Source organism: Vibrio frigidus (assembly GCF_042465995.1).
GTDB lineage: Bacteria > Pseudomonadota > Gammaproteobacteria > Enterobacterales > Vibrionaceae > Vibrio.
Genome location: NZ_JBCDMC010000011.1, coordinates 133338 through 149361, shown reverse-complemented (window position 1 = coordinate 149361; position 16024 = coordinate 133338). Strand labels below are relative to the sequence as shown.

17 protein-coding genes are annotated in these 16024 nt (G+C 42.3%); 1 reads left to right on the top strand and 16 read right to left on the bottom strand.

Annotated elements, in window-relative coordinates:
* Positions 1 to 201 precede the first annotated feature (201 nt).
* Positions 202 to 942, top strand: coding sequence for a DUF481 domain-containing protein (locus AACW90_RS18430; RefSeq protein ID WP_390237351.1), 741 nt, complete (start codon positions 202 to 204; stop codon positions 940 to 942).
* Positions 943 to 1014: 72 nt separating this feature from the next.
* On the opposite strand, the gene rplI is transcribed toward AACW90_RS18430, so the two are convergent.
* The 16 genes from rplI to AACW90_RS18350 form a co-directional block, all read right to left on the bottom strand.
* Entirely contained in the window at positions 1015 to 1467 is a 453-nt protein-coding gene (rplI, locus tag AACW90_RS18425; protein WP_390237349.1) for a 50S ribosomal protein L9, read from the bottom strand.
* A gap of 33 nt (positions 1468 to 1500) precedes the next feature.
* Positions 1501 to 1728 (bottom strand): 30S ribosomal protein S18, encoded by a 228-nt coding sequence (gene rpsR, locus AACW90_RS18420; RefSeq protein ID WP_000090471.1) that lies wholly within the window; start codon positions 1726 to 1728, stop codon positions 1501 to 1503.
* A gap of 71 nt (positions 1729 to 1799) precedes the next feature.
* Entirely contained in the window at positions 1800 to 2219 is a 420-nt protein-coding gene (gene rpsF / locus AACW90_RS18415) for a 30S ribosomal protein S6 (RefSeq protein ID WP_195704507.1), read from the bottom strand.
* Positions 2220 to 2483: 264 nt separating this feature from the next.
* On the bottom strand, positions 2484 to 3218 hold the full coding sequence (gene rlmB, locus AACW90_RS18410) for a 23S rRNA (guanosine(2251)-2'-O)-methyltransferase RlmB (RefSeq protein WP_390237317.1): 735 nt from the start codon (positions 3216 to 3218) through the stop codon (positions 2484 to 2486).
* A gap of 33 nt (positions 3219 to 3251) precedes the next feature.
* Positions 3252 to 5744: a ribonuclease R gene (gene rnr, locus AACW90_RS18405; RefSeq protein WP_390237315.1), complete on the bottom strand. Its 2493-nt coding sequence runs from the start codon at positions 5742 to 5744 to the stop codon at positions 3252 to 3254.
* 143 nt (positions 5745 to 5887) lie between these two features.
* Positions 5888 to 6526: a flagellar protein MotX gene (gene motX / locus AACW90_RS18400; protein ID WP_390237313.1), complete on the bottom strand. Its 639-nt coding sequence runs from the start codon at positions 6524 to 6526 to the stop codon at positions 5888 to 5890.
* 279 nt (positions 6527 to 6805) lie between these two features.
* A complete protein-coding gene (locus tag AACW90_RS18395) occupies positions 6806 to 8104 on the bottom strand; it encodes an adenylosuccinate synthase (protein WP_390237311.1) in 1299 nt (432 codons plus the stop codon).
* Positions 8105 to 8228: 124 nt separating this feature from the next.
* Positions 8229 to 9161 (bottom strand): ChaN family lipoprotein, encoded by a 933-nt coding sequence (locus AACW90_RS18390; protein ID WP_390237309.1) that lies wholly within the window; start codon positions 9159 to 9161, stop codon positions 8229 to 8231.
* A 271-nt stretch (positions 9162 to 9432) separates the two neighbouring features.
* On the bottom strand, positions 9433 to 10617 hold the full coding sequence (gene tuf / locus AACW90_RS18385) for an elongation factor Tu (protein WP_275134997.1): 1185 nt from the start codon (positions 10615 to 10617) through the stop codon (positions 9433 to 9435).
* Positions 10618 to 10761: 144 nt separating this feature from the next.
* Positions 10762 to 12858, bottom strand: a complete 2097-nt coding sequence (fusA, locus tag AACW90_RS18380; RefSeq protein WP_390237307.1) for an elongation factor G — start codon at positions 12856 to 12858, stop codon at positions 10762 to 10764.
* A gap of 170 nt (positions 12859 to 13028) precedes the next feature.
* Positions 13029 to 13499 (bottom strand): 30S ribosomal protein S7, encoded by a 471-nt coding sequence (rpsG, locus tag AACW90_RS18375; RefSeq protein ID WP_195704514.1) that lies wholly within the window; start codon positions 13497 to 13499, stop codon positions 13029 to 13031.
* Positions 13500 to 13610: 111 nt separating this feature from the next.
* Positions 13611 to 13985 carry a 30S ribosomal protein S12 gene (rpsL, locus tag AACW90_RS18370; protein ID WP_005417208.1) on the bottom strand — a complete coding sequence of 125 codons (375 nt, stop codon included), beginning with the start codon at positions 13983 to 13985 and terminating at the stop codon, positions 13611 to 13613.
* 240 nt (positions 13986 to 14225) lie between these two features.
* The gene (gene tusB / locus AACW90_RS18365; protein WP_390237300.1) at positions 14226 to 14501 is read right to left on the bottom strand and encodes a sulfurtransferase complex subunit TusB; all 276 of its coding nucleotides are present in this window, start codon (positions 14499 to 14501) and stop codon (positions 14226 to 14228) included.
* Between the two features lie 9 nt (positions 14502 to 14510).
* Positions 14511 to 14870 carry a sulfurtransferase complex subunit TusC gene (gene tusC, locus AACW90_RS18360; RefSeq protein WP_390237296.1) on the bottom strand — a complete coding sequence of 120 codons (360 nt, stop codon included), beginning with the start codon at positions 14868 to 14870 and terminating at the stop codon, positions 14511 to 14513.
* A complete protein-coding gene (gene tusD / locus AACW90_RS18355; protein ID WP_390237293.1) occupies positions 14867 to 15259 on the bottom strand; it encodes a sulfurtransferase complex subunit TusD in 393 nt (130 codons plus the stop codon). Before tusD ends, tusC begins: the two co-directional genes overlap by 4 nt.
* Positions 15256 to 15936, bottom strand: a complete 681-nt coding sequence (locus AACW90_RS18350; RefSeq protein WP_390237390.1) for a helix-turn-helix transcriptional regulator — start codon at positions 15934 to 15936, stop codon at positions 15256 to 15258. Before AACW90_RS18350 ends, tusD begins: the two co-directional genes overlap by 4 nt.
* Positions 15937 to 16024 lie beyond the last annotated feature (88 nt).

Sequence of the window (16024 nt, the reverse complement as noted above, 5' to 3'; positions counted from 1 at the left end):
AACTAGTTATAGCGCCACATTATAGCGGTATTACATCATTTGTAATCCCCAAATAAAAAAAACGAGAATTAACATCGCATTGACGATTAGATATGCTACATACTTATACTATTATGCCCATTCTTTCAGCGAGCGTATTTCGTGTATTTTAGGTTATTCCCACCATGCATCCGGATTGCTAACGGATTGAGAACTTGCGGATTGATAGTAAGCGGACTATTTTTCAGCCCATCAACGTTGGCAGAAGATAGCCTTAATGACAACCACGAAAACTCACCGTTAAAATCCGAGATTGAATTTGGTTATCAGTCCCATACAGGAAATACTGATTCTCAAGCATTAAATTCACGTGTGGATGCAGAATACACCTCTGGTCGTCACCGACATTCCGGCGAGTTTAAACTTCATAAACTAGACAAAAATGGGGAAGAGGATAAATTTCAACTGACATATGAGGCACAAAGTGACTACAAATTAGGTATAGGCATTTACTTGTATGGCGGATTCAAAGGCATTGACTCTAGGCACAGCGCCTACTACAAAGATTACACCTTATCAGGTGGCCTCGGTTATCAGGTTGTAAATTCAAAAGACTTATTGGTGGAAGTAGAAATCGGGCCAGGTTACCGGTATCAGGAACCGAATCTAGATGAATTAGATGATGATGACATTATCTTCCCAAATATCGTACAAGAGCCTATTTTTAGAGGGCAATTCAGCTCCAACTGGCAAATAATTGATAGCTTTTCCCTTTCTGCTAAGGTGACATTAACGACGGGTGAAAGTAACTCTAAAGTGGATACGGAATTGAGTGCGATCAATAATATTACTGATGATATTGCTTTGAAAATCGTTCATGAAAAGCAATCCCATAGCAAAGTGCCTAATGGTTTAAGCGATACAGAGTCTAGCTTGTCGGTAAACTTATTATTTATTTTCTAAACGCTGAATAACAGACATAAAAAAACACCAGCCAATGGCTGATGTTTTTTTCGTAGTCATCTGGTACTGAAATTACTCAGCAGCAACAACTTGTAGAGTAACAGTAGCAAATACTTCTGAATGAAGTTGGATGCTAATGTCAAACTCACCAATGTTGCGAAGAGCGCCTTCAGGAAGACGAACTTCACTTTTAGCGACTTCAACGCCTGCCGCAGTAATTGCGTCAGCGATGTCACGAGTACCGATAGAACCGAATAGTTTGCCTTCGTCACCAGCTTTAGATGCGATAACAACCGCTTCTAGAGCATTAACTGTCTCAGCGCGAGCTTCTGAAGCAGATAACTGCTCAGCAACTTTAGCTTCAAGTTCAGCACGACGAGCTTCGAACATTTCAATGTTAGACTTAGTTGCCATAACTGCTTTATTCTGTGGAATAAGGAAGTTACGAGCATAACCAGATTTAACATTAACTGTATCGCCAAGGCTACCTAGGTTACCGATTTTATCAAGTAGAATAACTTGCATTGTTTAATCCTCTCTCTTAATAAAACGTACCGATTACTGATGCTTATCAGTATAAGGTAGTAGTGCTAGGTAGCGCGCACGCTTAATAGCGCGAGCTAATTGACGCTGATATTTTGCGCTTGTACCAGTAATACGACTAGGTACAATTTTACCAGCTTCAGTGATGTAATTTTTAAGAGTTGCTACGTCTTTGTAATCAATCTCTTGTACGCCTTCTGCAGTAAAACGGCAGAATTTACGACGACGGAAGAAACGAGCCATGGGCTATCTCCTGATCTTAAATTTTTGATTAAGTATGTTGAGAATTATTAACGACCTAAGGTCAATAATAATTACTCAGCTGCTTCTGGCTTAGCTTCTGTACGTTCTTCACGGTCATCACGACGTGGAGCACGTTCATCATCACGACGTGGAGCACGTTCTGCACGCTCTTCACGTTGTTTAAGCATAATAGACTGCTCAGTAACTGCAGCTTTAGTACGCATGATCATGTTACGTAGAACTGCATCGTTAAAACGGAAAGCAGTTTCTAGTTCGTCAATCACATCTTGACCAGCTTCTACGTTCATAAGAACGTAATGAGCTTTATGAAGCTTGTTGATTGGGTATGCCATTTGACGACGACCCCAGTCTTCTAAACGGTGAACTGTACCGCCAGCTTCAGTGATAGAACCAGTGTAACGCTCGATCATGCCAGCAACTTGCTCGCTTTGATCAGGGTGCACCATGAATACGATTTCGTAATTTCGCATGTTTGCTCCTCACGGATTAGTAGCTTCCACAAATGGCCCGGTCGTCCAAGGGAAGCAAGGAACTAGTATAAAATGACCGAGAATTAAGGACGGCAAATATTATAGAAAAAAGGTGTCAATGACAAGGGGTATTTTGGCTATTGAATCTAGAATATCGAGCAGGCTCCACCCTATTAGAAATATTATACGATTTAGCACGTTATATAACGAATAGAGGGAGCTCAAACAGTGGGTGTTTACGAACACCTACGAGAAAAACAGAAACTAACTTCTTTGCCTAATTGCTTCGAATAGACAAACGCCTGACGCAACGGAGACATTTAAACTCGACACACTGCCCGCCATTGGAATCTTAATTAGATCATCACACGTTTCTCGAGTTAAACGGCGCATTCCGTCACCTTCTGATCCCATAACAATTGCCAACGGCCCCGTTAATTTGGCTTGATATATGTCGTGCGTAGCTTCACCTGCGGTACCTACAATCCATACTCCTTGCTCTTGAATTGCACGCATAGTACGAGCCAAGTTTGTCACACGAATGAAAGGAATCGTTTCTGCGGCACCACATGCAACTTTGCTTACTGCAGCCGTCAATGGTGCTGACTTATCTTTTGGCACAATCACAGCGGCAACACCCGCAGCGTCTGCATTGCGTAAGCAGGCCCCTAGGTTATGAGGATCGGTTACCCCATCTAGAATAAGAAATAGGGGTTGCTTTTGTGTCGCTAATATTTCATCTAAGTCATTTTCGTTCAGCGTTTTCGCCGACTTAACGCGACCAATAATACCTTGGTGGTTTGCACCTTGCGCTTTGTCATCCAACGCTTTTCGGCCCATTTGCTGAACTGAAATACCAAACTGTTGCAATTGCTTAATTAGCGGCATCAAACGATCATCGTGACGACCTTTCAATACAAAGGCTTCAATAATACGCGCAGGGTCTTTCTCTAACACTGCTTTTACTGCATGGATACCGTAGATAAATTCGTTACTCATTTTTTACTCTTTTTAGATGCTTTATTTAGATAATTAGCTTTTACTATTAGATTGATTATTTTCGGTTTTTTTAGCCTTAGCTTTTTTTGACCTTGGCTTTTTTTTTCGCACTTTTTGAGCCTTGCTTTTTTTATCAGCTGACTCAGGTTTCCCAGCCGCTTCTGTTATTCCATCAGGTCGCTTGGTTGGCTCAACCATCGCTTTTGCTTTTCCACCTCGTCGTTTTGATTTCGACGCTGGTTTTCTATCTGCTGGCGCTTTTTTATCTGCTTCTGTCGCTCGTTTCTTAGCGGTTTTACCTTTGCCACGCGGTTGACGACTTGTTTCAACTAATTCAAAGTCTATCTGCCTATCATCAAGGTTAACAGATCGCACTTTAACTTTAACGCTATCACCCAAACGGTAAATATTACCAAAACTTTCACCTTTCAGGCGTTGGCCTATAGCATCAAAGATGTAGTAATCGTTAGCCAGCGAAGATATATGAACTAAACCATCAATGTGTAAATCAGATAAACGTACAAAGAAGCCGAAACCAGTTACGTTAGCGATAACACCGTCGAGTTCTTGACCCACGTGATCTTGCATATATTCACATTTAAGCCAATCAGACACTTCTCGTGTTGCATCATCTGCTCTACGTTCCGTTATTGAGCATTGTTCACCATATACATCCATATCATCAAAGGAATAATGATATCCACCAGTAGGCGTCCAACGGTCAGTATTACGGCCCTCTTTCTTGGCTATAAGATATTTTATAGCTCTATGTAAAAGGAGATCCGGATAACGGCGTATCGGCGAAGTAAAGTGTGCATAGCGCTTTAACGCTAAGCCAAAGTGCCCTGCGTTATCTGGGCTATAGATCGCTTGCTTCATCGAACGCAGTAGCATGGTTTGAATCAGTTCTTTATCAGGTCGTTCTCCTATGGTTTGCATAAGGTGAGCATAATCCGTTGGCGAAGGTGTTAATCCACCGCTTAGGTTTAGCCCTAACTCACCAAGAAAATCTCTAAAGCCCGTTAGCCTTTGTTCCCCTGGGGTTTCATGGACGCGATAAAGTGCCGGTTCTTTAAGTTTCTCTACCAAAGATGCCGATGCGATATTCGCTAATATCATGCACTCTTCGATAAGCTTGTGCGCATCGTTACGAATCACTGGTTCAATGCGATCTATCTTACGTTCTGCATTGAAGACAAATTTGGTTTCCAATGTTTCAAACTCTATTGCACCGCGTTGGTCTCTCGCGCCTTTCAACACCTTGTACATGTCGTATAGCTCTTCAAGGTGAGGGACAAGTTCCCCATACCTTACTCGAAGCTCTTCATCCCCTGCGAGAATATCACCGACCTTGGTATAGGTAAGACGAGCGTGTGAGTTCATTACCGCTTCATAATGCTTATAACCTGATAACTTACCTGTTTCAGAAACGGTCATCTCACAAACCATACAAAGCCTGTCTACCTGCGGATTTAACGAACAGAGCCCATTTGACAAAACTTCAGGTAGCATTGGAACCACTTGAGAGGGGAAATACACTGAGTTGCCTCGATTTATCGCCTCTTTATCTAATGCCGTTCCTGGTTTTACGTAATAACTTACGTCAGCAATTGCTACCCATAACCGCCACCCACCACTTGGCTTCTTCTGACAAAAAACGGCGTCATCAAAATCACGCGCATCTTCTCCATCAATGGTCACTAGAGGGAGTTCTGTGAGATCAACTCTTCCTACTTTTGCTTCTTCAGGGACCTCTTCACCCAAGCCTTTAATTTGCTTGTCGACGGCTTCTGGCCAAACATTGGGAATTTGATGCGTACGTATAGCGATCTGCGTTTCCATTCCCGGCGCCATATTCTCACCAAGTACTTCAATTACTCGACCAGCCATGCCTCGTGAACGACTGCCACGATCGGTAATCTCGATGACGACGACATTACCCATTCGTGCATGCATTTTTTCTTTTTCAGGAATCAGAATATCTTGATGGATTCGCGAGTCGTCCGGAACAACATAGGAGTAACCTTGCTCTAAAAAGAAGCGTCCTACGATCTGCGTTTTGCGCTCTTCGAGCACTCGAATGAGTCGACCTTCTTTTCGGCCACGCTTATCTGTTCCTGCTGGTTGAACAAGAACATAATCTCCATGAATGATCGTTCGCATTTGATGGTGTGGTAATAAAACGTCGTTCTCTTTTCCGACACTCCCTTCAGGGCGAACCCAACCAAATCCATCGCGATGCCCAATCACGTAACCCTTGATCATCTCAAGTTTTTCAGGCAACGCGTAGCATTGACGACGGGTGAATACGAGCTGCCCATCTCGTTCCATTGCCCTCAATCTACGACGCAACCCTTCATATTGTTCTTCTCCCGATAAACTCAACGCCTCAAACAGATCGTTTCGGTTCATTGGAACATTCGCTTGTTTCAAAAATTCAGTGATAAATTCTCGACTTGGCACTGGATTTTCATATTTTTCTGCTTCGCGATCAGCGAATTCATCTTTGGGTGTATTGTCTGACATGGGCAACCTGCTTTAGCAAGATAGGAGTTATTTTAAGTATATAGAAGTGTGGGAAAAATGAGTAACTAAAAAGACAAACGCCCCATTTAAATAGGGCGTCTTTAATACGGTATGTTCTTAAAGATTGGCGCGTTTTATATAAGCTACCAAAAAACCTCTCGCCTTTTTGCTTTCGCAATAATATTTTGCGGCATGCGCAAAGCTAAACCATCTCTTAATACAGTAATTCTTTTATGTTGTCTTTTATTTGCAGTAACCGAATTATATAACCATCGATAAGCGTCTTCATAATCCAGTGGGCTACCGTAATCACGGAGGAGTAATTCGGCTAAATGGATCCTCGCATTTAAATTACCCATAGCTGCAGCTTCCCGCAGATAAGGAATCGCCCGTTCTTTATCTTGTTGAACGATCGTGCCTCTAGAATAGTAACGACCTAACTGCTCTAAGGCAGCAGGTAAGCCTTGATGAGCCGCGTTTTCTATATAATAAAGGCCTAATTCTACATCTTTTTCGACACAAACTCCCCAAGTCAGCATGTCTCCATAAAGCAGTTCATAAGCCGGTAAGCTGATTCTCGTTGCACGGGCAACGATATCTTCTACCAACTGACATCTATCTGCTTTTACTCGCTCTAGGTGTTTGTTGTTGTTAATCAGTTTTATTAGCTCAGCTTCTGTATATATAGGCACTGGTTCACCCACGTTAGCAATCTCAGCTTTCGCCTTCGAGAGGGGTGACAGCACTAATAACAGGGAAGCAGCTATAAGTTTCAGCTTCATACCTGCACTCTTTAATCATACCGTGATTACTTATCGGCAGTTTACTGCCTCACTTTAGTCAAATATAGATCCTAAAAGTGATCTTTGTTCAGATCTTATACCAAGTTAAGTAAGCTTGTGACTAATATAAATGCCATTCCCCAGTCACTCAAGAGATCCTTGAACGCTTATCAATGGGCCTCTCTGCTCATTAAATCGCTACTTGAGCTCGTTGTTAACACAAAAAAGCCGACTACATTATGTAATCGGCTTTTACTGAGACTTCTTTACCCTTAGCAGTTAAACGCTAAATGGGTGAACTCGAATTATGGTTTCGTGACGGTCAGGACCTGTTGAAACGATGTCGATAGGAACGCCTGTAAGCTCTTCAATGCGCTTAATATAATCAAGAGCAGCTTGAGGCAGTTCATCCAGTGACGTAGCACCATATGTATTATCGCTCCAACCTGGCATTGTTTCATAGATAGGTGTCGCTTCTTCGAAAGCTTCAGCGGCCATCGGAGAAACTTTTAGCACATTACCATCTTTCATTTCGTAGCCAATGCATATCTTAAGCTCTTCTAATCCATCAAGAACATCAAGCTTAGTCAGGCAGAAACCAGAGATAGAGTTGATTTGGATAGCACGACGCATTGCAACGGCATCAAACCACCCACAACGGCGTTTACGCCCAGTTGTTGCACCAAACTCATGGCCTTTAGTCCCTAAGTGGTAACCAACATCATCATCAAGTTCCGTTGGGAAAGGACCTGCGCCTACACGGGTACAATATGCTTTCGCGATTCCGAGAATGTAGCCAATATGACGAGGACCAAAACCAGTACCAGCAGCAACGCCACCGGCCGTTGTATTTGAAGAAGTTACATAAGGATACGTACCATGATCGATATCTAGAAGCGTGCCTTGTGCGCCTTCAAACATGATTTTATCACCACGTTTACGAGCAGCATCAAGTTCATCGGTTACATCAATAACCATCGAAGTAAGCAAGTCAGCATAACCCATCACTTGCTCTAATACGTCTTCATAACTTACCGCTTCTGCTTTGTAAAAATGAACAAGTTGGAAGTTATGGAAATCCATCACTTCTCTTAATTTCTCAGCAAAAGTTTCTTTATCGAATAAATCACCAACACGAAGACCGCGACGAGCCACTTTGTCTTCATAAGCTGGACCAATACCACGGCCAGTAGTACCGATCGCTTTCTTGCCACGAGCAAGTTCGCGCGCTTGGTCTAAAGCGATGTGATAAGGCAAAATAAGTGGACAAGCTTCAGAAATGAATAGGCGTTCGCGTACTGGAATGCCGCGCTCTTCAAGAGGTTTCATTTCTTCAAGTAATGCATCAGGAGATAATACGACACCATTGCCGATAACACATTTTACGTTATCGCGAAGAATGCCTGATGGTATTAGGTGGAGAACGGTTTTTTCACCGTCAATAACTAAAGTGTGACCCGCATTGTGACCGCCTTGATATCTGACAGTATACTTTGCATCTTCTGTTAACAGGTCTACAATTTTTCCTTTACCTTCGTCACCCCATTGGGTGCCTAGAACGACTACATTATTTCCCATCTTTCCAGTTCTGATAGCTAGTTAAAAATGGATTCTAGCACCTAACTCAACATCTTGCAGTCATTTTTTGAGCATAAAAACTTCATAAAACGGTAAGAGTCTAATTACACAAGAAATATCTTATTTAATCACAATTCAACTGTTCATTTTTCTTCCCTAAGAAATGAAAACTTGGGTCGTACTTTTCACCTGAGACATATAAAGGCGGATTAGGAAGGACATTAAGTTGATATTTATCAACGCTATCAGTTGCGATTATAGACACCGGGTCAACAACTACAATCTTTCGCTCCGGAGCGAGTTTATGTACCGATGCACCAACACCTAAACCGCCTTCGGTGTGAAATTTTCCCGCCGTTAGAATCACTTTATGGTTTGGGTATTTATTCAATATTGTGACTATGCTTTCCCCCATGGTTTCATCACGCGTTATTTGAGCGGCAAATAGAGTGTCTATTTGTGCTTTTGTTCCATGATGCATGGTGGCGATAAACTTCTTCTTATATGGGCTATCATCCGTCTCAATTTTCTGCGCGACAAATGATCTCTTTTCATCCGGTAATTTATTTAGGTAGCCTAACCCTTCTTTATTTATACACCGAACAATATCATTCGGTGCATTTGCTGCAATAACAGGTACTGCATTTTTTTTTGCATACTCAATAAGCGGTCGATAATCACTTGGGTAATTAGACCAAGCATCGCCTTGTTTAATCAGAGCTTGCTCGCCAATATTCCCTTGTAGGTAATCATCAATTATTGACTGTTTATCTCGTGAAAACTGTTCCATGGCCAAAACGAAAGCAATATTTTCAGCATTAAGTGCTTGTAATAAATCCGCTTGAAAGTGATGAACACCAGAATGAGAATGCCACTCTCCAACTAAAACCACATCCGCCGTCGCTATATCATCTACAAAAGTGCTTAGGGAAATAGGAACACCAGACCGAGTGAGTTGGTAGTCGTACATATTAGAGAGATAGTAAGCATGTTGCGCCTGTTTTTGCACGCAACCAACGGATAGAAACAGTAACAACAAAAAGAAGATTCTTCGCATAATAAACTATTAATTTCTAAAATAAATCATACCCACAGTATGGCTTATTTCTTATAAATTCAAATCAATACTAATAATATTAGGTGTGAGTTCGAAATAACGGCTCCGTTTCATTCACATTGACTACAAGCTCATTTAGCTCGGTATTCGCTCACAAACAACATTGGTTTATTTTTCAAAGACAAACGGCAGACATTAAAAAAGGAAGCCTAAGCTTCCTTTTTTAAATGCATGTTCTTTCAAACACGTATTATTACAAAATCAATCGAGATTATTCGAAGATTTTAGCAACAACACCAGCACCAACAGTACGACCACCTTCACGAATCGCGAAGCGTAGACCGTCATCCATTGCGATTGGAGCAATTAGCTCAACCGTCATTTGGATGTTGTCGCCTGGCATTACCATCTCTACACCTTCCGGTAAAGTGATGTCGCCTGTTACGTCCGTTGTACGGAAGTAAAACTGTGGACGGTAACCTTTGAAGAATGGAGTATGACGACCACCTTCATCTTTAGAAAGAACGTAAACTTCTGATTCAAACTTCGTATGAGGAGTGATTGAATTTGGAGCCGCCAATACTTGACCGCGCTCTACGTCTTCACGTTTAGTACCACGTAGTAAAGCACCAACGTTCTCGCCTGCACGACCTTCGTCAAGCAATTTACGGAACATTTCAACACCAGTACAAGTCGTAGTAGTTGTCTCTTTGATACCAACGATAACAACTTCGTCACCAACTTTTAGGATACCACGTTCGATACGACCCGTTACTACTGTACCACGACCTTGAATTGAGAATACATCTTCAATTGGTAGTAGGAACGGTAGATCCACTGCACGCTCTGGCATTGGGATATAGTTGTCTAGCGCTTCTGCTAGCTCAATGATCTTATCTTCCCACTCTTTCTCACCGTTAAGTGCGCCTAGAGCTGAACCTTGGATTACTGGAAGATCGTCACCTGGGTATTCGTACTCAGAAAGAAGTTCACGAACTTCCATCTCTACTAGTTCTAGTAGTTCTTCATCATCAACCATGTCACATTTGTTCATGAATACGATGATGTAAGGAATACCAACCTGACGTCCAAGTAGGATGTGCTCACGAGTTTGTGGCATAGGGCCATCTGTCGCAGCTACTACTAGGATACCGCCGTCCATTTGCGCAGCACCAGTGATCATGTTTTTAACATAATCGGCGTGTCCTGGGCAATCTACGTGTGCGTAGTGACGTGCTGGTGTATCGTACTCAACGTGAGACGTTGCGATAGTGATACCGCGCTCACGCTCTTCTGGAGCGTTATCGATTGATGCGAAGTCTTTCGCTACGCCGCCGTATACTTTTGCAAGAGTAGTACAGATAGCTGCAGTTAGAGTTGTTTTACCGTGGTCAACGTGGCCAATAGTACCAACGTTTACGTGCGGTTTCGTACGTTCAAATTTTTCTTTAGACACGATCGTGTTCCTTCCTAGTTATGATTCGCAACGGAATAAGCTCCGATGCGCGCCAGAATTTGCTATATTATGCGTCAACTCACGTTAGCGCAATATTTGAACTCATTGATCTTCCAAAAAAGAAGAAAAATGTGTCCTATTTTTTTAACCACGCTCTGCAATGATTGCATTTGCAACATTTTTTGGCACTTCAGCGTACTCACTAAACTCCATAGAGTAAGAAGCACGCCCTTGTGTCGCAGAACGTAAATCAGTTGCGTAACCGAACATGACAGACAACGGAACTTGTGCACGAATTATCTTCAGGCCAGCTGTTCCCTCGTCCATACCTTCGATGATACCGCGACGACGATTAATATCGCCAACAACATCACCCATCCAGTCTTCTGGAGTCGTTACTTCAACTTTCATCATAGGCTCAAGCAGAACTGGTTGCGCTTCTAATGCACCTGTTCTAAAAGCCATGGAGGCAGCGATTACAAACGCCATCTCACTTGAATCTACTTCATGATAAGAACCATTGAACAATGTAGCTTTGATATCCAGAACTGGATAACCTGCAAGCACACCATTATTCATCTGCTCTTCAACGCCTTTCGCGACAGAGCCAATAAACTCTTTTGGTACCGTATCATTAGCAATTTCGTTAACGAAGACAAAACCTTCGCCAACTTCTGATGGTTCTAGTTTCAGCCATACGTGGCCGTACTGTCCTTTACCACCATGCTCGCGGATAAATTTACCTTCCGCTTTCGCTGTACCACGAATAGTTTCACGGTAAGCAACTTGCGGATTACCAACGTTGCAATTAACGTTAAACTCACGCTTCATGCGATCAACGATGATATCTAAGTGTAGTTCACCCATACCAGAAATCAGTGTCTGGCCAGTTTCGTCATCCATATCAACACGGAACGATGGGTCTTCTGCCGCTAGCTTTCCTAACGCACTCGTCATTTTTTCTTGATCAGCTTGAGAGCGTGGCTCTACAACGATCTGAATAACTGGTTCTGGGAATTCCATGCGTTCTAGAACAATTTTATGGTTCTGATCACACAATGTTTCACCCGTAGTGACATCTTTTAAGCCAATAATAGCGGCAATGTCACCTGCTCGCACTTCTTTCACTTCTTCACGTTTATTTGAGTGCATTTGAACAATACGCCCTAAACGTTCACGCTGCTGCTTAACTGAGTTATAGGCCATTTTACCGCTTTCAACAACACCAGAATAAACACGAATAAAAGTTAACGTACCCACAAATGGGTCCGTTGCAATTTTAAATGCTAACGCTGAAAACGGTTCACTGTCATCGGCATGGCGTTCTATTTCATTCTCGTTTTCATCAATGCCTTTAATTGCAGGTACATCAACTGGAGAAGGAAGGAAATCAACAACAGCATCAAGAACGGCTTGCACACCTTTGTTTTTAAAAGCACTACCACAAGTAGCAAGCACGATTTCATTGTTAAGAGTACGAGTACGGAGACCTAGTTTGATTTCCGCTTCTGTTAGCTCACCTTCTTCAAGGTACTTATCCATCAACTCTTCGTTTGCTTCAGCCGCAGCTTCAACGAGTTCTGTTCGGTATTCTTCCGCCATTTCTTGCATGTCGGCTGGAATGTCTTCATAAGTGAAGGTCATGCCTTGATCGGCTTCATTCCAGTTAATGGCTTTCATCTTGATAAGGTCAACCACACCTTTAAACTCATCTTCTGCACCAATGTTTAATTGGATGGGAACTGGGCTTGCACCAAGACGATCTTTAATCTGATCAATCACTCGTAAGAAGTCAGCACCTGTACGGTCCATCTTATTCACAAATACCAAGCGAGGCACATGATATTTATCAGCTTGACGCCAAACTGTTTCGGATTGCGGTTCAACGCCAGACGCGCCACAAAATACAACCACGGCACCATCAAGTACGCGTAAAGAGCGTTCTACTTCGATAGTAAAATCTACGTGCCCAGGGGTGTCGATGATATTAATGCGGTGTTCGTCAAATTGTGCTTCCATGCCACGCCAGAATGTCGTGGTAGCAGCCGAAGTAATAGTAATACCTCGTTCTTGCTCCTGCTCCATCCAATCCATGGTTGCAGCACCATCGTGCACTTCGCCGATTTTATGTGATAGGCCTGTATAGAACAGAATACGTTCACTGGTCGTTGTTTTGCCTGCATCAACGTGAGCAACAATACCAATATTGCGGTAGCGCTCAATCGGAGTTTTACGAGCCACGATTCTATCCTCTTACTATAGTGACTATTAATGTTTGAAAATATCTATTTGTTTAAAATCAATGCGCTATGCAAAGACAGAAACAAAGAACTATTTTGAAACAATAATATAAGCTTGGTTTTTCCAAAGGAAAAGCACTGCGAAGGACTTCGCAGTGCTTAAAGGTCTTATTACCAGCGGTAATGAGCGAACGCTTTGTTCGCATCTGCCATACGGTGAACGTCTTCACGTTTCTTAACAGCAGTACCTTTGTTCTCTGACGCATCTAGCATTTCAGCAGCTAGACGGTAAGCCATAGATTTTTCACCACGCTTACGCGCAGCTTCAACTAACCAACGCATAGCAAGTGCGTTACGGCGAACCGGACGAACTTCTACAGGTACTTGGTAAGTTGAACCACCCACACGGCGAGATTTAACTTCAACCGTTGGACGAACATTTTCAAGAGCTTCATCAAATACAGCTAAGTGATCTTTACCAGATTTCTCAGCCATAACTTCTAGTGCAGTGTAAACAATTTTTTCTGCAGTAGATTTTTTTCCGTCAACCATAAGGATATTGACGAATTTTGCCAGCATTTCAGATTTAAATTTAGGATCTGGAAGGATCTTACGCTGACTAATTACGCGACGACGTGGCATAGGAATTTCTCCGTTGTCTTCTTCAGGTTATCCAAAACTTTTCAGTTTTTTCAAAATACAATTAATTAAATGTTTGGCCTTACTTAACGCTTGTTCGTAAACAGAGAATCATTAAGACTTAGGTCGTTTCACACCGTACTTAGAACGACCTTTCTTACGGTCATTTACGCCTGCACAGTCAAGTGCACCACGTACTGTGTGGTAACGTACACCTGGAAGGTCTTTAACACGACCGCCACGGATTAGAACAACTGAGTGCTCTTGAAGGTTGTGACCTTCACCACCGATGTACGAAGTTACTTCGAAACCATTTGTCAAACGCACACGACAAACTTTACGAAGCGCTGAGTTAGGTTTTTTAGGTGTAGTAGTATATACACGAGTACATACACCACGTTTTTGTGGGCACGCTTCTAGCGCTGGCACGTTGCTTTTAACAACTTGCTTTGCACGAGGCTTACGTACCAACTGGTTAATAGTTGCCATTAACTAGCTCCTGGTTTGCTGAAATTATGCTTCATGAAAAATCTAACCCTACTATGAGGGACGCAAGATTTTATGCACGGAAGGAAGGTCTGTCAAGGTATTTAGGGATCTTTTTGATCGTAAGGGAATGAACAATTGGTGGTCTTATTGCTTAAATCTTAGTCTAAAGTTATTAAGCATGGCCTTTATTAGAAATAACGTGGTCAACTATATCAAAATCACCACATAGCCAATATGACATCATTCCCATGTAATAGAAGAAGAATGCTTTTCTGTCAGTTCCACAAACCCAACGAAATCGACCGTTTTTTGGGTAATCTCGAGTAGTAGACCTCTGGCTTCTACGTCAGCTACAAGGCTATAAGGTGCAGTAGTGGCGGCGACAAGATAGGTATTGGCTTTGTGTCCCTTTACCGCGGCATATACTGCGTCTTCTACTAAAAGCAGGTCATCACCTTCCACTACATTAGCGGTGGCTTCATCTAGTGAGCGGTAATGTTTAACAATATGCAGCATATCAGTCCCTTAAAAAGTAAGCAGCTTATCGCAACCGTGTAACTGTTTCGCAAGGTCACCGGAGTTTAGTCGGACGGCATCAGCTAAAACCAATTCTACTTCGTCCATACCATTCGCTTTCAAAGAGTTAGAACAAACGTATATCTCTTCGATGTCATAAAGATCCATAAGCTTAAACGCTGGCACATAATCTCTAGAATAAATAGAAGCCGTATTTTGATTTGTCATTAACTGAGTGACTCCATCGCCAATAAAAAACACCGCGATATTTTCACTGTAAGCAGAAGCCGCTAATAGTGCGTCTAATCCTTCACGCCCTTTTGCCGAAGAATGTGGATGAGAACGGAATACAAACCCAATCTTCTTCAAAATTGCACCACTCTGTCTTGCGTCAATAATGCCTCAGCTAAACTACCCAAACCGGCTTGTTCAAAGCCATTAGCCAGATTATAGCTTTCACGTTTGTGTTGAGAGGCTTCTTCTTGGCTCAATACGCCACGACGCAGTGCGGCTGCGACACAAGTTTCTAAACGGATGTTATTTTCAATAGCTAATTTTTGCCAAGCTACCGTTAAGTCAAACTCATCGTTGGCTGGCACCACCAGTTTAGAGCCATTGGTTACCCCTTCTTGATAGAAAAATACGGAGGCGAGTGTATGACCTTTCTCAAGCACTGCATTAGCAAACGCATATGCATTTCTTGTCGATTGAGAGCCATATACGCTGCCGTTAACAACAAGGGTGTAACTTAAACTCACTTTTCTCCATCCTCTGTTTTACGCTGACGAATATAAAGATAGACGGTATGTTTAGAAATATTCAAGCGGTCCGCAACACGGTTAATCGCATCTTTAATATCAAAAATGCCTTTATCGTAAAGCTCCATGACAATCTGGCGATTTTTAGTATTATTCGATACCGACTTATCCGCATTGATATCTTCAATACTCTGTTCCACGGTTTGATCAACCAATTCAACCACATCGCTTGCAAAATTTACTGCGGACGCGGCTTCTTTTGCCTCATCTGTTGGCATGAAAGATTCCAGAACTTGAGAGAATGGTGCATCGAGATTGATATTAATACAAAGCAAGCCGATGACACGATTATTGCCGTTACGAATAGCGATAGTGATAGATTTCATCAACACCCCACCCTTCGCTCGAGTAAAGTAAGGTCTAGAAAAATTACGCTCGGAACCTTCAATATCCTTCAGCATTTTCAGCGCCATATCCGTAATTGGCGATCCTACATGTCTACCCGTATTCTCACCATTAGCTATCTTGATCGCTGATGTATCTAAGCTCTCCAATGAATGAAGAACAATTTCACAGAATGGACCGATTAAACCAGCGAGACCATCCACTACGGCTTCATAGGATCTTAAAATGGTCAGATCATGCTCGCTAAATGGTTCAACAAATACGGAATCCATTTCGAGTAACGCTTCTGCGTGAACGATTTCTGATGTAGCCACTATTTATAGCCTCGATTTAAAAATCAACAAATTAGTGCAAGTTTAT